At 44.9% G+C, this 16,938-nt stretch carries 15 protein-coding genes and 1 pseudogene; 15 read left to right on the top strand and 1 reads right to left on the bottom strand.

Features of this window, described 5'->3' with window-relative positions; translation table 11 throughout:
- Positions 1 to 5 precede the first annotated feature (5 nt).
- From A1D16_RS21720 to A1D16_RS12225, 13 genes and pseudogenes are all read left to right on the top strand, one after another.
- Positions 6 to 425: pseudogene (locus A1D16_RS21720) on the top strand (ABC transporter permease); the annotation flags it as partial.
- Between the two features lie 211 nt (positions 426 to 636).
- Positions 637 to 981, top strand: a complete 345-nt coding sequence (locus A1D16_RS21715) for an FtsX-like permease family protein (protein WP_366206753.1) — start codon at positions 637 to 639, stop codon at positions 979 to 981.
- A 154-nt stretch (positions 982 to 1,135) separates the two neighbouring features.
- Complete coding sequence (locus tag A1D16_RS12275) at positions 1,136 to 1,429, top strand: ATP-binding cassette domain-containing protein (RefSeq protein ID WP_290709865.1); 294 nt, start codon at positions 1,136 to 1,138, stop codon at positions 1,427 to 1,429.
- Positions 1,372 to 1,806: an ATP-binding cassette domain-containing protein gene (locus A1D16_RS12270; RefSeq protein ID WP_366206751.1), complete on the top strand. Its 435-nt coding sequence runs from the start codon at positions 1,372 to 1,374 to the stop codon at positions 1,804 to 1,806. Before A1D16_RS12275 ends, A1D16_RS12270 begins: the two co-directional genes overlap by 58 nt.
- Before the next feature lie 12 nt (positions 1,807 to 1,818).
- Complete coding sequence (locus tag A1D16_RS12265; RefSeq protein WP_290709864.1) at positions 1,819 to 3,270, top strand: TolC family protein; 1,452 nt, start codon at positions 1,819 to 1,821, stop codon at positions 3,268 to 3,270.
- Between the two features lie 121 nt (positions 3,271 to 3,391).
- Positions 3,392 to 4,810, top strand: a complete 1,419-nt coding sequence (gene miaB / locus A1D16_RS12260; RefSeq protein WP_290709863.1) for a tRNA (N6-isopentenyl adenosine(37)-C2)-methylthiotransferase MiaB — start codon at positions 3,392 to 3,394, stop codon at positions 4,808 to 4,810.
- 53 nt (positions 4,811 to 4,863) lie between these two features.
- Positions 4,864 to 6,144, top strand: a complete 1,281-nt coding sequence (locus A1D16_RS12255) for a sigma-54 dependent transcriptional regulator (RefSeq protein WP_290709861.1) — start codon at positions 4,864 to 4,866, stop codon at positions 6,142 to 6,144.
- Positions 6,128 to 6,655: an LptE family protein gene (locus A1D16_RS12250; protein ID WP_290709859.1), complete on the top strand. Its 528-nt coding sequence runs from the start codon at positions 6,128 to 6,130 to the stop codon at positions 6,653 to 6,655. The genes A1D16_RS12255 and A1D16_RS12250 overlap by 17 nt, the downstream gene beginning before the upstream one ends.
- Positions 6,656 to 6,676: 21 nt before the next feature.
- Positions 6,677 to 7,567: a hypothetical protein gene (locus tag A1D16_RS12245; protein WP_290709857.1), complete on the top strand. Its 891-nt coding sequence runs from the start codon at positions 6,677 to 6,679 to the stop codon at positions 7,565 to 7,567.
- Positions 7,564 to 7,938, top strand: a complete 375-nt coding sequence (gene secG / locus A1D16_RS12240) for a preprotein translocase subunit SecG (protein WP_290709854.1) — start codon at positions 7,564 to 7,566, stop codon at positions 7,936 to 7,938. The genes A1D16_RS12245 and secG overlap by 4 nt, the downstream gene beginning before the upstream one ends.
- An 81-nt stretch (positions 7,939 to 8,019) precedes the next feature.
- On the top strand, positions 8,020 to 9,060 hold the full coding sequence (gene mltG / locus A1D16_RS12235) for an endolytic transglycosylase MltG (RefSeq protein ID WP_290709852.1): 1,041 nt from the start codon (positions 8,020 to 8,022) through the stop codon (positions 9,058 to 9,060).
- A gap of 12 nt (positions 9,061 to 9,072) precedes the next feature.
- Positions 9,073 to 10,041 carry a YihY/virulence factor BrkB family protein gene (locus A1D16_RS12230; protein WP_290709850.1) on the top strand — a complete coding sequence of 323 codons (969 nt, stop codon included), beginning with the start codon at positions 9,073 to 9,075 and terminating at the stop codon, positions 10,039 to 10,041.
- A 39-nt stretch (positions 10,042 to 10,080) separates the two neighbouring features.
- Entirely contained in the window at positions 10,081 to 10,683 is a 603-nt protein-coding gene (locus A1D16_RS12225) for a thioredoxin family protein (RefSeq protein ID WP_290709848.1), read from the top strand.
- An 18-nt stretch (positions 10,684 to 10,701) separates the two neighbouring features.
- On the opposite strand, the gene A1D16_RS12220 is transcribed toward A1D16_RS12225, so the two are convergent.
- The gene (locus tag A1D16_RS12220; RefSeq protein ID WP_290709847.1) at positions 10,702 to 11,178 is read right to left on the bottom strand and encodes a TlpA disulfide reductase family protein; all 477 of its coding nucleotides are present in this window, start codon (positions 11,176 to 11,178) and stop codon (positions 10,702 to 10,704) included.
- Positions 11,179 to 11,285: 107 nt separating this feature from the next.
- On the opposite strand from A1D16_RS12220, the gene A1D16_RS12215 reads away from it, so the two are divergent.
- The gene (locus A1D16_RS12215) at positions 11,286 to 14,363 is read left to right on the top strand and encodes an AsmA-like C-terminal region-containing protein (RefSeq protein ID WP_290709845.1); all 3,078 of its coding nucleotides are present in this window, start codon (positions 11,286 to 11,288) and stop codon (positions 14,361 to 14,363) included.
- Positions 14,364 to 14,497: 134 nt separating this feature from the next.
- A complete protein-coding gene (locus A1D16_RS12210; RefSeq protein WP_290709843.1) occupies positions 14,498 to 16,864 on the top strand; it encodes a sodium-translocating pyrophosphatase in 2,367 nt (788 codons plus the stop codon).
- The last annotated feature ends 74 nt before the right edge of the window (positions 16,865 to 16,938 follow it).

The following is a 16,938-nucleotide window of genomic DNA, read 5'->3' as shown; positions in this document are numbered from 1 at the left end:
GCCTTATGCATATCATAGCTGCAAGAAATGAGTTTAACCGGCTGGCTTCCATTGAAACCACCAGCCTTTCCTATGATTTACCAGCCGGGTCGCCGGGCGCCAGCGTTTCGGTATTTGCCATTGGATCAGATTCCAGCCGCGCACCAGGCTCCCAGTTGATTATGTGTGATGAGGCCTTTGCCCAAACCTATACTATACCTGTAAAAGCAGGAACTTTCTTTGGCAACATGGGGATTGTGCCGGATAGCACTAAAATTGTAATTAATGAAGCCCAGGTAAAAGCCCAGGGTTGGAAAAACAACGAAGCAGCTATCGGACAACAGGTTCGCATAGCAGGTTTTTTCAATGACTTTACAATTTGCGGTGTGGTAAAAGATATTCATTTCGGCTCTATGCAGGAGTCTATACAACCGCAAACCTTTTTACCTATATCTGTTGTGCAGACCTACCGCTATTTTAATTTTAAATTAAAAGCCGGCCAACTAAGCACCCGTATAGCTGAACTGGAAAAAAAATGGCAACAAATTTTTCCGGAAGTCCCCTTTGAGTATAATTTCCTCGACGATTCCTTGAAGAAATTATACCAGGCCGAGTTACAATTAAAAAAAGCCGCACAAACAGCCCTGTTTCTCTCCATTGTATGGTACTGCTTGCATAGCCGGACTGGTATCCATCAGCCTACAGAAAAGAATTCGCGAAATCGGCATCAGGCGGGTGCTCGGCGCTTCTGTAAATTCAATCATTTATCTCTTCCTGAAAGAATTTTTAGGGCTTTCTATAATCAGTTCATTGGTTGCATTTCCCATAGCCTGGTGGTTGCTTTCAGCTTGGCTAAATGCGTATACCTACCGGATCAGCCTGGGTCCGGGCCCCTTCCTGCTCTGTATCGGTTTATTGGTATTTGTAACAGCCGTATTGATAAGCTCCCTCACGTACCGGTTCAGTTTTCATAACCCCTCAAGAAATATTCAAGCCGATTAATAGCTCTTTTCAATAGCTGCACAATCGTACAATAACTGTATCATAAACGGACAGTCAGGAATCTAAAGATGCAATTATCTTGTTGAAATTCAAGCATTTAAAACATTGGCATAAAATTTCATCATTATTTTGCAGCTCAAACATCCTAACAATTATGATCAAACTTGAACATATTTCCAAATGGGTTAACCAGGGTAATAACCGGATCTTTTTATTAAAGGACATAAATATTTCCATTGCGGAAGGCGAATTTGTTTCCATCATGGGGCCCTCCGGCTCGGGGAAATCAACCCTGCTGAATGTTATTGGCATGTTAGATACCGCTGATGAAGGGGCCTATTTTTTAATGATCAACCGGTACATACCCTCAAGGAAAAACAACGATCGCTCCTGTATAAACAACATATCGGCTTTGTTTTCCAGGCCTACCATCTCATTGATGAGTTAACCGTGTACGAAAACATAGAAACACCGCTTCTTTACCAGGATACAAAATCAGCAGATCGTAAGGCAATGGTAGGCGATATGCTCGACCGCTTTAACATTGTCGGAAAAAAAGATCTTTTTCCGGCCAATTTATCGGGCGGACAGCAACAACTGGTGGGCATTGCCCGGGCATTAATTGCAAAACCTAAACTAATCCTTGCGGATGAACCAACCGGCAATCTAAACAGTAAGCAGGGCGAAGAGATCATGGATATTTTCACCCAGTTGAATAAAGAGGAAGGCGTTACCATTATCCAGGTAACCCATTCCGAAAAAAACGCTGGTTATGGTAACCGGATCATCAACCTTTTGGACGGACGAATTGAACATAATCGATAAGCGACCAATTTTATGAAGAAGAGTTTAACCTCACTCCTATGTGTAAGCGCCTTTTGCCTGGCCCTGCTTTTAGCAGGACCAGGTGTAATGGCGCAAGCGGACAGCAGTACCCATCTCACCCTGAAACAATGCCTTGACCTGGCCTATGCCAATAACCTCGATTTAAAACAGGCCGAACTGGATGCTGCCGGCCTTGGGGTAGATTACCGGCAGGCAAAACAAAACCGGTTGCCCCAGGTAAACGGTTTTATTGAACACGGAAACAACCAGGGTAGAAGCATCGATCCCTTTACCAACAGTTACCTGAATCAAAAAATAGAATACGCCAATTACGGAGCCAGCGGCGGCGTGGTTTTATTCAATGGGATGGCTATTCAAAACAATATACAGCAACAAAAACTGGCATTGGCAGCAGGTAAACAGGAAATTCAGCAGCAAAAAGATAACCTTAGTATCAATATTATGAATGCCTATCTGCTGGCATTAAGTACAGCTGACCTGCTGGAACAGATCCGGATACAGGCACATCTCAGCAGTAAACAGGTAGAGAGACTAGCCATTTTGCACCAGGAAGGAGCTGTTCCACCAGGCCAGTTATACGACCTTAAAGGACAGCTGGCGAGTGATGAAATTAACCTGGTTAATACTAAAAATCAATTGGACGCCGCAATTTTAGCGCTCTGCCAGTTAATGAATATTCCCTACAATCCTGCCATAGAACTGGAACCCTTACCTTCTGAAGAATTTCTTAAAGCCTATGAAGGAAATGCTGCAGGTATCTACCAAACCGCGCTCAACCAACTGGCCGCAGTTAAAGCAGCCAGCCTGCGTACAGAAAGTGCAGAAAAAGGCGTAAAAGCATGGAGAAGCCAGCTTTGGCCTACACTGAGCCTGAATGGGGGGTTATTTACAAATTATTCCAGTGCTGCCCGTACTGCGCAATTTCTGCGTACGATCGAAACGTCTACCGGCGATTATGTGAAGATAAATGGAACTGAAACACCTGTTCTGACAATGCGGGATCAGTTTGATATGCAAAAAATCACGTATGCCGATCAATTTAAAAACAACTATAGCACGAATATTAACCTATCCCTGCGTATTCCTATTATAAATTCTTTACAGGGCCGTAACCGCATTGAACGCGCAAAAATTCAATTAAAATCAGCTGAACTGGTGGAAAAAACCACAAAAATTCGTTTGCAGCAGCAGGTAGAGCAGGCTTATCTAAATATGACCGCTACCTATAATCGCTATAAAACGGTATTACAACAGGTGGACGCCTTTACCGAATCGTTCCGTACGGCTGAAGCCAGGTTTAATGAAGGCGTGTTGAATTCGGTAGAGTACCTAACGGCAAAAAATAACCTGGATCGTTCCATGATTAACCTCATCGTTGCCAAATACGACTATGTTTTCCGCACCCGCCTGCTTGATTTTTACCAGGGAAAAGCCATTTGGTAACACCGGTTTAGGTGCTGTAAATCAAGCTTTCCCGGAAAGAACAGCGTCCTTTATTTTAACACCTGTCAAATTGACACAAGTCCCGGTTTTTTGCTAATTTTGCTCCCTTAAATCGATTTGGATGTTGGATCTTTCGACGCAAAAAATACAGGATGAATCTCGGCAGGGAGAGGCTTATGCGCCCTTTGCCAATGATGAAAATCTCTATAAAAAGCATTTCTATATTGAGAGTTATGGGTGCCAGATGAATTTCGCGGATAGTGAAATCGTCGCTTCCATACTCCAGGAACAGGGTTTTGGCGCTACCAGGAACCTTGAAAAAGCGGATCTTATCTTTATTAACACCTGCTCTATCCGGGAAAAAGCAGAACAGACCGTCAGAAAACGACTCACGGATTTTAAAAAAGTAAAAAAAGCCAACCCGGGTTTACTGATTGGCGTACTGGGCTGTATGGCTGAACGGCTCAAAGCAAAATTCCTGGAAGAAGAAAAACTGGTAGACCTGGTAGTAGGGCCCGATGCCTACCGTTCTCTGCCCGCGTTGATAGAGGAAGCAGAAACCGGCCAAAAAGCAGTAAATGTGCTGCTCAGCAGGGAAGAAACCTATGCTGATATTGCTCCGGTTCGCCTGGATTCCAATGGGGTTTCCGGTTTTGTAAGTATTATGCGCGGATGTAATAATATGTGTTCTTTCTGCGTGGTACCATTTACACGCGGACGAGAACGCAGCAGAGACGCGGCAAGTATTGTAGCAGAATGTGAAGCGCTGTACCAAGATGGGTACCGCGAAGTAGTATTACTGGGGCAAAATGTAGATTCTTACCATTTCCTGAACGAAGCCGCCGATGAAACCATCACCTTTGCCAGGCTTCTTGAAAAAGTGGCACTCATATCTCCCGAATTACGCGTCCGTTTTTCCACTTCGCATCCGAAAGACATTACGGATGAAGTGTTGTATACTATGGCGAAGTATGAGAATATCTGTAAGTATATTCACCTTCCTGTTCAGAGTGGCAATTCCAGGATACTACAACTCATGAATCGTACCTATACCCGGGAATGGTATATGGCGAAAGTAGACCGTATCCGCGAAATCCTGCCCGGATGTGGCATTTCTTCCGATATCATAACCGGCTTTTGTACAGAAACCGAAGAAGAACACCAGGATACCATGCGTATTATGGAATACAGCCGGTATGACCTTAGTTATATGTTCTTTTACAGCGAACGCCCGGGTACCCTGGCTGCCCGGCGTTATACGGACGATATTCCGCTGGAAACAAAAAAACGCCGGCTTGCTGAAGTGGTTGCCCTGCAGGGGAGATTGAGCCGCGAAAGCAATGAACGGGATCTTGGAAAAACCTTCCAGGTGCTGGTGGAAGGCCCCAGCAAAAAGAATCCACTGGAGTGGATGGGCAGAAGCAGCCAGAATAAAGTGATCGTATTTCCCAAACCAGATGGTTTACAAAAAGCACAATATGTGAATGTGGAAGTAACGGATTGTACGCAGGCCACACTTATTGGGAAAATTCGACCCTGAAGCCAGCACCGGGTTCCGGCATTAAATTTTACTTTAGACTTTTGACTTCTAAAATGGACACTCAAAGCATAAAAAACAGATTTGGCATTATTGGAAACGCTCCGGCTTTAAACCATGCATTGAATGTAGCGGCTCAGGTTGCCAATACCGACCTGAGTGTTCTGATTGTGGGGGAAAGCGGCGTTGGTAAAGAAGCTTTTTCGCAGATTATACATGCCCTTTCAGCAAGAAAGCACAACCCCTTTATAGCAGTTAACTGCGGAGCTATTCCGGAAGGCACCATCGATTCTGAATTATTTGGCCACGAAAAAGGCGCATTTACAGGGGCTGTGGACAGCCGCAAAGGCTATTTTGAAACCGTTAACGGCGGAACTATTTTCCTGGATGAAATTGGTGAAATGCCGCTGGGAACCCAGGCCCGCCTGTTAAGAGTACTCGAAACAGGAGAATTTATCCGGGTTGGATCTTCCAAAGTTCAAAAAACCGATGTACGCGTAATTGCCGCCACCAACCGGGAATTACTGGAATTTACCCAAAAAGGAAAATTCCGGGAAGACCTCTATTACCGCTTAAGCACCGTACCCATCAGGGTACCTGCCCTGCGCGATCGGAAAGAAGACATCCCCCTGCTCTTCCGTAAATTTGCCGTGGATTTTGCCGAACGCTATAAGTCACCGCCAGTTCAATTAGAGGAAGACGCCAGGACATTGCTTATCAATTATCCCTGGCCGGGTAATGTGCGGGAACTAAAAAATATTGCCGAACAGATCAGCGTTTTATCTACCGATAAAAATATTAATGTCTACGAGTTGAAACGGTTTTTACCCGATCAACCCAATAATCGCTTGCCGATGCTTATCGGAAACGGGCAGTCTGCCAATAACCCCGAATTCAACAGCGAGCGGGAAATCCTTTACAAACTTTTTTTTGACATGAAAAAAGATGTAACGGAACTAAAAAAAATGTTTGTAGAGATCTTACAGAACCCGGGCGAAGCAGCAGCCGCCGCCGCTTATACGAAGGAAAGCCTTTTACGTGATTATCCGTCACCGGTAGAGTACGCTTCTCCTGCTACGGCACTTCCATCGCCCTCGAGCTACATGCAACCCCTTCAACCGGCCTCCTCCCCAACGGTGTTGATGCCGCATCCGCATGACGATATCCATGAACATGAAGAAGTAGAAGAATCGCTTAATATCATGGATAAGGAAAAAGAATTGATCCTGAAAGCCCTTAAAAAACATAAGGGTAAAAGAAAAGATGCTGCAGCTGACCTGGGGATCAGTGAACGCACTCTTTATCGTAAATTGAAAGAATATGATATCAGCGAATAATACCAGCATTATTTACCGCCGCTTACTATCGGCAATAGCGATTATTGGGCTTTTCGCCCTTTCGGGCTGCTATTCCTTTAAAGATATTTCCATTCCGGAAGATATAAAGACCGTTCGGGTGCAATATTTCGAAAATAAAGCGCGGCTTTTTAATCCGGTTCTGAGCCCTTTGCTTACCGATAAACTCCGTCAGAAAGTAATCAGCCAAACCCGCCTAACCCAGGTTCAGGGCGAAGATGCCCATTATGATATTTCAGGCACAATTACCGATTGTTCGGTTACAACCACGGGTATCTCTAACCAGCAGGCAGCCAGCAACCGCCTGAATATTACTGTTCAGATTGAATTTAAAAACCGGAAAGATGAGTCGAAAAACTTTGAAGCATCCATTACCCGGAATTTTGACTTCAATGCCTCACTTACCCTGGATCAGGCCCAACTTCAGTTGCAGGATGAAATTATCCGAAACCTGAGTGACGAAATTTTCAACCGCATTTTCTCCAACTGGTAAATAAACTATCTTGCCACCTGCATGGAGCTTACTAAAACCATACAATATTATTTCCATCAGCCCAGCCTGGAAAGTGTAACACTGGCAGAGCTGGAACAGCTGGTGAGGGCCTATCCCTATTGTGGTCCATTGCAATACCTCCTGCTGCGGAAAATGAAAGGGAACCATGCAGCCGGGTACCCGGATCAATGGCAAAAATCACTGCTCTTTTTTCAGGATCCTTATTTCCTGCAAGCCCAGGTAAACTGGGTACACAACCCGGTTAAAGAAACAGTGCAGGAGGAAGAAAAACCGGCCAGCCCTGCCCCCCCGATACAGTCTAAACTGGTTAAAGAGCTTACCTCCGAACTGGCGGATGCGCTGGCACTGGCAAAATCCATTGCCCATGCCGCTACCGAGCCCGAAACCATTACTTCGCAGGAAACAGACGAAGCCGGCTCCCTAACCACTGCGCCCCTGCTACGAAATGAGCTGCTGCAAAAGGAATCGCCCATCCGCATCCCCTCAATAAGAGACCTGGGACCGGTTACGGATGACATGCCCAGCTTTGAACCCTATCATACCATTGATTATTTTGCCTCGCAGGGCATCAAACTAAGCAATGAATTACCGAAGGATAAATTGGGAAAACAGCTAAAATCCTTTACAGAATGGATCCGATCCATGAAAAAGCTGCCCCAAACAGCCCTGGAAGAAAAATTAATGGATGCCGGCAAAGGAGAAACCATTGAGGCCTTGGCAGCAGATTCTATTGAAGGAAAAGAGATCCTGACCGAAACCATGGCCGATGTACTACTTAAACAAGGCAATAAAGCAAAGGCCACAGAGGTTTTCCGGAAATTAAGTTTGGCTTATCCCGACAAATCCGCTTATTTTGCGACTCGAATTGAACAAATAAATAACAGATCATGACCGTCCTTTTTCTGATTTTGATCATATTGGCCAGTGTAATCCTGGGTTTTATCATTTTGGTTCAAAGCCCAAAAGGCGGTGGACTGGCTGGTAATGTAGGTGGATTGAGCAATCAGTTCATGGGTGTTAAACAAACCACCGATTTGCTGGAAAAAGGTACCTGGGTATTTGCGATTATAGTAGCCCTGCTTTGCCTGTTTTCAGCAGCCTTTATTCCACAAGCCAGCGGAGGAAAATCAAATTCTATCATTGATGAACTGAATACCAAACCCGCTGTTACCGCACCTGCACAAACGCCGGCTGCTCCCGGTAACCAGCAATTGGTGCCTGCACCGGCTGCCCAGGATAGTACCGTGAAGCCTGGTAACTAATAAATTTTCATCGTATTGTAATAGTTAACCCTGCTCTAAACAGCAGGGTTTTTGCTTACTTTAGAGTGCAATCAGGCATCCATGAAAAAAATACTCGTTGTTCTACTCGGATTACTATTAATTGCTGTTCTAGCTGCTTTTTGGATCTTTTCCGGACCGGCTACTGCCTTTGATAAGAAAAACTATTACCTGGAGATTCCTACCGGCAGCACTTATGAAGACCTCCTGGTTACGCTTCGGAAAGATACTGTTCTGCGCTCACCCGCCCTCTTTGATTTTGTGGCCAAACGCCTGGGATACCCCGAAAAACTAAAAGCGGGCCGATACCAGGTACCAAAGGGAACCGGACTGGTTGCCCTTATCAGAAAACTCCGTAATGGCCAACAGGAACCAGTTAACCTGGTGATCAATAAACTTCGGACAAGGGAAGACCTGGCTGCCATGATAGGGAGAAAATTAGAAATAGATTCGGCCGATTTTATGCAGTATCTGCTAAACCCCGATTCCTTACAGGCCTGGAAACTCGACAGCAATACCATCATTGCTGCTGTAATACCCAATACCTATACCTATTACTGGAACACCACTCCCCAAAGAGTTATGGAGAAGTTACTCGATGCCCGCAAAAACTTCTGGACAGCAGAGCGGAAAGCAAAAGCCCAGGAACTGGGTATGAGTCCGGAACAGGTGGTAACACTGGCGTCTATCGTAGAAGAAGAAACCAATAATAACCAGGAAAAAGATACCATTGCCTCTGTATACCTGAATCGGTTGAAAATAAATATGCGCCTGGGTGCAGACCCCACAGTAAAGTTTGCATTGCGTGACTTCAGCCTCAAACGTATTTATCACAAACACCTGGCCGTAGAATCTCCGTACAATACTTACCGGGTTACAGGATTACCTCCGGGACCTATCTGTACCCCCCAGGCCGTTACGGTAGATGCTGTGCTGAACCCGGCAGCCACCAAGTATCTCTATTTTGTAGCCAATCCAAAATTTGACGGCACCCATTTATTTGCCGAAAATTATAAACAGCACCTTGCCAACGCTAAAATTTATCAGCAGGCGCTGGATACTTACCTAAAAAAGAAAAACAGCCAGGAAGACAAGCTTGATTAATAAGCATCCGACATGTTTAACCTGAACAATCTGATAAGAAAACTGCCACCAGTCCGGTGGATACTTGCCAAAAGCAAAAAAATTATCCTGCCCGGGTTCGAAGGATTACCGCTTTACGATGTATCGGTTTTTTTTATGCAGCAGGTTAAAAAAGTAGGCCTTAATGACCGTGCAGCTGCAATCTCCTTTAACCTGCTGATGGCAATACCCGCTGCTACTATTTTTTTATGTACCCTGATACCCTATATGCCTTTCAGCCGGCAGATTACAACACAGCTCCTTTTGCTTACCAGGGATGTTACGCCCAATATGAATACCTTCTTATTGGTAAAAGATTTTCTTGAAGATTTTTTAGAAACTCCCCGCAGTGGCTTATTGTCGATCGGTTTTCTATTGGCTGTCTTTTATGCTTCCAATGCCATGCTGGGTATTATGCGCACATTTAATAAATCACTCCTGTATACCAGAGACCGGAATTTTTTGCTGGAACGTTGGGTGGCCGTTCGCATAACCACGGTACTGATTCTTATTTTTTTATTGACCATGGGCCTGATCCTGGCACAAGGTACAATCTTAACCTGGGCCCTGAATAAACTTGAAATAAATACCCCGGTTGTACGCTGGCTGGTAAAAAATCTTCGATGGGTTTTTATATTGGCCCTGGTATATTATTGTATCGCCATCATTTACAAATACGCGCCAGCCATTCATGAGCGGTGGCAACTCTCCTCCCCCGGTACCACCCTTGCAACGATCCTGGTGGTACTTACTGCCGGTGGATTTTCCTTCTGGTTACAGCGCTTTGATAATTTTAATAAGATTTATGGGTCCATCGGCACTATACTTATCCTGATGCTTCTTATATACTTCAGTTCTCTTGTATTACTAATTGGCTATGAATTAAATGTGAGTATCCACTCGCTAAAAATGATGGCTGCAGAAAGAGCTCGGAAAGAAGCAGCCCTTTCTTCTGTGAAATAAAAAGCCGAACTTTAAGAAGCTTACCAAATTCTTATTCGTATGAAATTGATCTTTACCACCCTTTTGGCCGTACTGAGTATTTATTCTGTAAAGGCACAAATCAAGCCGCTTGCCCTGGGCGCTCCCATTCCCAAAACAGAGATACGTATGAAAGATGTTTCCGGAAAACTGGTTTCTCTTTCAGATGTACGCACCCCAAATGGATTGCTGGTAATGTTTAGTTGCAACACCTGTCCATATGTCGAAAAAAATCAATCCAGAACCCGCGCAATAGGCTCACTTGCTGCAGAAAAAGGAATTGGTTTTATTGTATTAAATTCCAATGAAGGCTCTCGCGACAGTGAGGATTCATTTAAAGATATGCAGCAGTATGCACGTGCCCAGCAATATGCATGGCCGTATGCTATTGATAGTAAAAATGAACTGGCCGACGCATTTGGTGCCTCCCGCACACCGGAATGTTTCCTTTTTGATGCAAACGGGAAACTGGTATATCATGGCGCAATTGATGATAATCCGGCCGATCTCACCAAAATAAAACGTAAACACCTGGAAGAAGCCCTCCTTGAAGTAGCGGAAGGAAAAGAAGTTTCTGTAAAACAAAGCAGGTCAATAGGCTGTAGCATAAAGCGAAAAACCTAGCGCAGGAACAACCTTTTTCTACCGGGTTAACTCCTGATAAGCCAGTTTTACCTGGGCACCGGTCATTGAACGATGTACGAATTTTCTATAGCCCTTAGCCGGGTTCACCCATAAAGTAACCGGAATGGCGCCATCCCAGGAAGGGTCAATCCGGGGACAAAAACTATCCGCATTCGTTTCGTTCAGCCAAAACTGGGTGGCACCGATAAAATTTTTTGCTCGCAGGAAGGATTCCACCTTATCGGGATAATAAGCCGGTAAATCAAGGCTAACCATAACCAGCTCTACTTCCGGATATTGTTGCTGAGCTTCCATAAAATAAGGCAGCTCATCTACACAGGGCCGGCAAAAACTAGCCCAGAAATTAAGTACCATCGGCTTTTGAGCCGATTTAATATACTGGTCTAACTCATCAATAGATAATTTCTTAACCAATTGGGCAGAACAAGTTCCGGATAAAAACAGTACTAATAATAATCCAATTAATTTGTTCATAGATGAAAAACCCTGTTTAACAAATGCAGATACAACAGTTGCACCATTTCAACGTTTATATTTGCCCGGCACGATATTTTCATTGCTAAGCTAAAAACTTTCCCCTTATGCTTAAAAGAATACTGGCAATTTTAGGAATTCTTCTGGTTTTACTGCTGGTTGCAGCCATTGCCATACCGCTTCTTTTCGGCGATAAATTAAAAGCCCTGGCTAAAACTGAAATGAATAAACAACTCAATGCCCCTTCCGGTTTTGAAGATGTATCCATTTCTTTTTTCCGTCATTTTCCACGCCTCAGCGTGGGATTAGATAAACTATATATAACCGGTCCTGAAAAATATGCGGCAGATACCCTGGTTTCTGCCAAACGGATTGATGTGGCCGTAAACCTATTCAGTCTTATTGGCAGTGGCCCCATAAAAGTATCCAAAGTGGTATTGGACGAACCCCGAATTCATGCCATTATCGGGAAAGATGGGTCGGTCAATTGGGACATTATGAAAGCATCGGAGGAACAGGAAGTTGCCGATACCAGCAGCAGCGGATTTAACCTCGATCTGCAACAATACCAGATTAAAAATGGCCTGGTTCGTTATGAAGACAGGCAGGGAAATATGTCAGCATCCATTGCCGGACTAAACCATGAAGGAAGCGGGAACTTCAGCGCCGAACAATTTTTGCTGGCCACAACCACCAAGGCAGACCAGGTAAATTTTACCTATGAAGGCATCCCCTATCTGGTGAATACCAAAACCAACCTGGACGCAAATTTTGATATCAATACTACCAATAGTAAATACAGCTTTTCCAAGATGAAGGCCGTACTCAACGAAATGGAAATAAATGCAGATGGTTATTTTCAATTGGTGAATGATTCAACCTATGGAATGGATATTCAATTCAATACTCCTTCCAATGATTTTCGTACCATATTGTCACTGGTGCCCGCAATTTATACGAAAGACTTTGCTTCCTTAAAAACAAGTGGAACCGCCGCATTTAAAGGTTTTGTCAAAGGCCGCTATTCTTCGGTAGAAATGCCGGCTTACTCCGTGGAGGCCAATATTAAAGAAGGCTTTTTTCAATACCCTGAACTGCCTCAACCCGTACAGCATATCAACCTTGACCTGAAGGCATCCAATTCGGATGGGCAACCCAATAGCCTGGTGCTTGAAATTCCGACCGCCAGCCTGCAATTCGGAAAAGAACCTTTTTCTTTCCGGGTATTGTATAAACAACCGGAAACCCTGCAATACATAGACGCCGCTGCAAAAGGAAACCTGGACCTCGGTACAGTCGGGCAGTTTATTAAACTCGAAGAAGGCACTAAAATAGGTGGACAGGTAAATGCTGATATTGAAGCCAAGGGAAACCTGAATGTTGTGCTGCAACAACAACCCGGGCCTTTTCAGGCGAAGGGACTGATCCGCCTGGCTAATATTTATTACGCTTCTAAAGAATTTCCGCAGCCGATCCAAAATACCAGTGCCACCATTCAGGTAACCAACCCCGATGGAGTACCGGATCATACCGTTGTTTCAATTCCAACCGGGCACGCCGAATTTGGATCCGATAAAATTGATTTCTCCTTATTGCTGACACAACCGGCCAGTGATCCTGCATTTGATGCCAGCGCCAAAGGAGGCTTTGACTTAAGCCGGGTAAAACAATTTTATAGTTTCGATCCTGGCACCAGCCTCAGTGGACACCTCGATGCAGATGTCCGCATCAAAGGGAAAAAATCACAGATCGATAAAGAACAATACGATGCCATCCAATCCAGCGGTGTAGTTAACCTGAGCCAGGTCCTGTTTAAAACCCCGGATTATCCGGAGGGACTGAACCTGAAAGCAGCCACGCTTCAATTTACGCCCAAGGATATAGCCATCAACAATGCACAGGGTAGTTTTCAAAAAACCAATTTTAGCGCAACCGGTAAAATCACCAATGCTATTGGTTATGCAATAAAGGATGAGCCCCTGTCTGGTAGCTTATCTATGCAGGCCGATAATATTGATCTGAATAAATGGATGGGTACTTCCACTGAAGCAGCACCTGAAGCGGGCACCAACCAGCCATTTGCCGTGCCCGGTAATATCCGGTTTACGGTTAATGCTGCGGTAGACGAGGTGGTATACGATAAAGTTGATTATAAGAAGGTGAAAGGGCAGTTAGCCATTGCAAATGAAACTGTAACCCTCCAGAACCTTAGCATGCAGGCATTGGATGGCACCATCGGCCTGAACGGCTCTTATTCCACCCGCGATAATAAAATGAAACCGGCCATCAGTTTTGCCTACAACTTGCAGAACCTGGATGTTGCCAAAACGTTTAAGGCCTTTAATACGGTTAAATACATCATGCCCATCGGTGAATTCATTTCAGGCAAACTGAATTCTAACCTTACCCTGAATGGGCGCTTAGGGGAACAAATGATGCCTGACCTGGGCTCCCTCACCGGTAATGGTGCCGTATTACTGGTGGAAGGGTTTCTGAACAAGTTCAAACCGCTGGAAATGCTGGCAAGTAAGCTCAAGATCAGTGAATTGGAAAAAATCAGCGTAAAGGATATCAAGCAGTATTTTGAATTTGTAAACGGGAAGGTGTTAGTGAAGCCATTTAAAGTAAAACTAAGTGATATCGAAATGGAAATTGGTGGCATGCATGGCTTTGACCAAAGCATGGATTACCTCGTGAACATGAAAATTCCCCGTGCCAAACTCGGCAATGAAGCCAACCAACTGATTAATGGGTTGGCAGCTGAGTTAAGTAAAAAAGGATTGGCAATTAATCCGGGCGAAACGGTAAACCTGAAAGTTAATATGGGGGGATCGCTCACAAATCCGAAACTGAACTATAACCTTTCCCAGGCAGGAACGAGTTTAGCCAGCGAATTAGAGAATAAGGTAAAAGACATAGCCGCTGAACAAAAAGCAAAAGCCGATTCCGCTTTAAATGTGGCAAAGCAGCGCGCTAAAGACAGCCTGGAAGTTATTAAAGCAGAAGTGCTCAAAGAAGCACAGAAGGAACTGGCAAAGAAGCTGTTAGGTGCAAAAGACACCAGCGCTGTGGCCGATTCCGGCAAAAGTTCCGCTCCTAAAAGGGCGGAAGAAGCGGCCAAAGGAATCCTGAATGACCTGCTAAAAAAGAAGAAAAAGCCGGCAGATAGTACCAAAAATCAATAAGCACTGGCGGGTGCTACCCGACCCGGGAAAATAAATTGCCCAGAAAAGGCACCTGAGACTGTTCTCAGGTGCCTTTTTTGCGTTTTCTCCCCTATTTTTGCCCACTCTAAAATTTTGTTAACAAGTACTTCATTATGGACAAATTGTTTTACCTGGTTCCGGCAATGGGTGTAATCGGCTTGCTTTACACCTTTGTAAAATTTGCCTGGGTATCCAAGCAGGATGCAGGTTCCGACCGCATGAAAGAAATCAGTAATTATATTGCTGAGGGCGCAATGGCCTTCCTTAAAGCGGAATGGAAGATCCTGGGTTATTTCGTTGTGATTGTAGGTATTCTTTTAGGCTTTATGGCCAGTCGCAATGAACATTCTCACTGGACAATTGCACTTGCTTTTGTTATTGGCGCCGTTTTCAGCGCCCTGGCTGGTTATATCGGAATGCGTATTGCTACCAAATCCAATGTGCGTACAGCGCAGGCTGCACGCTCCAGTTTATCGAAGGCCCTGAATGTTTCTTTCACCGGTGGTTCTGTAATGGGACTAGGTGTTGCAGGGCTTGCTGTATTAGGACTGGGTGGATTGTTTATAGTACTGGTTCAGGCATTTGCCCCCGGATTGGCCGCTAATGACCACCTTGTAGCCAAAGCCATTGAAGTATTAACCGGATTTTCATTAGGTGCCGAATCCATTGCCCTTTTTGCGCGTGTTGGCGGGGGTATTTATACCAAAGCTGCCGATGTGGGCGCCGACCTGGTAGGAAAAGTAGAAGCCGGTATCCCGGAAGATGATCCGCGTAACCCGGCAACTATTGCCGATAACGTGGGTGATAACGTGGGTGACGTAGCCGGAATGGGGGCAGATCTGTTTGGCTCCTATGTTGCCACCGTGCTGGCTACCATGGTACTTGGACAGGAAACCATCGCTACCGACGCATTTAATGGCTTCTCCCCGATCCTGTTACCGATGCTGATTGCGGGTGTTGGAATATTATTCTCAATTGTTGGAACCTGGTTCGTTCGCATTTCAGATAATGCCGGAATCAGTACCGAAGCTGTTCAGAAAGCCCTTAACATGGGGAACTGGGGATCTATCATCCTCACAGCTATTGCCTCTTTCTTCCTTGTACAATACATTCTTCCGGAAACAACCATGCAATTGCGGGGATTTGAGTTCAGCCGGATGGATGTATTTTATGCCATCCTGGTGGGCCTGGTAGTTGGAACCCTGATGAGTATTATTACAGAATACTATACTGCCATGGGTAAACGCCCGGTGATGAGTATTATCCGCCAATCTGCTACCGGTCATGCTACCAATGTTATTGGCGGACTGGCCGTGGGTATGGAATCTACCTTCCTTCCTATTCTGGTACTGGCCGGCGGAATCTATGGTTCCTATTGGTTCGCCGGATTGTACGGGGTTGCCATCGCGGCAGCCGGTATGATGGCGACTACTGCTATGCAGCTGGCTATTGATGCGTTTGGTCCGATTGCGGATAATGCAGGCGGTATTGCAGAAATGAGTGAATTACCTAAAGAGGTTCGGGAAAAAACGGATGTGCTGGACGCTGTGGGTAATACCACTGCCGCTACTGGTAAAGGCTTTGCCATTGCTTCTGCAGCCCTTACTGCACTGGCATTATTTGCTGCCTTCGTAGGTGTTGCCGGTATTTCCGGTATCGATATCTATAAGGCCGATGTGCTTTCCTGCCTATTTGTTGGAGCAATGATCCCTTTCATTTTCTCCTCGCTCGCTATTCGTGCAGTAGGAGAAGCCGCTATGGCAATGGTGGAAGAAGTTCGTCGTCAGTTTAAAAATATTCCTGGTATCATGGAAGGAACCGGAAAACCGGAATACGATAAATGTGTGGCAATTTCTACCGAGGCATCAATTAAAAAAATGTTGCTGCCGGGTGCCATTACCATAATATCACCACTGGTTATCGGGTTCCTGTTTGGCCCTGAAGCATTGGGTGGATTCCTCGCAGGTGCTACGGTAAGCGGCGTTTTGATGGGAATGTTCCAGAACAATGCCGGAGGTGCCTGGGATAATGCAAAAAAATCTTTCGAAAAAGGCGTTGAAATCAACGGCGAAACCTATTATAAAAAATCTGAGCCGCACAAAGCATCTGTAACTGGCGATACGGTTGGAGATCCATTCAAAGACACTTCTGGTCCGTCTATGAATATCCTGATCAAATTGATGAGTATTGTTTCCCTGGTAATAGCCCCTACCCTGGCAGACCTGCACAATACCAAAACAAATTCGGTTAGTGTACAGACAGAAATTAAACAAACCAGTTCCTCGGCCGATCATGCGCTGAACAGTTTTGTGCAAACCCTTGAAAAAGACGGATACAGCAAAAACGGCCAGTTGGCAGTTAATTATAAAGGAGGTGTATTAACTATTAATGGAGAGGAACAATCTTCAGCGATCGTTAAGAAATATGAAAACTTTCTTGATTCCGGTAAGGAAATCTCCTTTGCAATAAATATCAGATAGGAATTAATTCTATCTTTACAACAGAAACTAATCAGATCCAAATACCAAAAGTCCCGACGTGTCTACGCCGGGGC

The organism is Flavihumibacter sp. CACIAM 22H1, assembly GCF_001601815.1.
Lineage (GTDB): Bacteria > Bacteroidota > Bacteroidia > Chitinophagales > Chitinophagaceae > Flavihumibacter.
The sequence above is the reverse complement of the archived record's forward strand: the minus strand, read 5'-3'. Positions and strand labels throughout refer to the sequence as shown.

What these genes read in the sequence shown, in the direction of transcription:
- A1D16_RS12275 (WP_290709865.1), top strand. Translation starts at nt 1,136, where the DNA reads ATGATCAAACTTGAACATATTTCCAAATGGGTTAACCAGGGTAATAAC.
- A1D16_RS12265 (WP_290709864.1), top strand. Translation starts at nt 1,819, where the DNA reads ATGAAGAAGAGTTTAACCTCACTCCTATGTGTAAGCGCCTTTTGCCTG.
- miaB (WP_290709863.1), top strand. Translation starts at nt 3,392, where the DNA reads ATGTTGGATCTTTCGACGCAAAAAATACAGGATGAATCTCGGCAGGGA.
- A1D16_RS12255 (WP_290709861.1), top strand. Translation starts at nt 4,864, where the DNA reads ATGGACACTCAAAGCATAAAAAACAGATTTGGCATTATTGGAAACGCT.
- A1D16_RS12250 (WP_290709859.1), top strand. Translation starts at nt 6,128, where the DNA reads ATGATATCAGCGAATAATACCAGCATTATTTACCGCCGCTTACTATCG.
- A1D16_RS12245 (WP_290709857.1), top strand. Translation starts at nt 6,677, where the DNA reads ATGGAGCTTACTAAAACCATACAATATTATTTCCATCAGCCCAGCCTG.
- secG (WP_290709854.1), top strand. Translation starts at nt 7,564, where the DNA reads ATGACCGTCCTTTTTCTGATTTTGATCATATTGGCCAGTGTAATCCTG.
- mltG (WP_290709852.1), top strand. Translation starts at nt 8,020, where the DNA reads ATGAAAAAAATACTCGTTGTTCTACTCGGATTACTATTAATTGCTGTT.
- A1D16_RS12230 (WP_290709850.1), top strand. Translation starts at nt 9,073, where the DNA reads ATGTTTAACCTGAACAATCTGATAAGAAAACTGCCACCAGTCCGGTGG.
- A1D16_RS12225 (WP_290709848.1), top strand. Translation starts at nt 10,081, where the DNA reads ATGAAATTGATCTTTACCACCCTTTTGGCCGTACTGAGTATTTATTCT.
- A1D16_RS12220 (WP_290709847.1), bottom strand. Translation starts at nt 11,178, where the DNA reads ATGAACAAATTAATTGGATTATTATTAGTACTGTTTTTATCCGGAACT.
- A1D16_RS12215 (WP_290709845.1), top strand. Translation starts at nt 11,286, where the DNA reads ATGCTTAAAAGAATACTGGCAATTTTAGGAATTCTTCTGGTTTTACTG.
- A1D16_RS12210 (WP_290709843.1), top strand. Translation starts at nt 14,498, where the DNA reads ATGGACAAATTGTTTTACCTGGTTCCGGCAATGGGTGTAATCGGCTTG.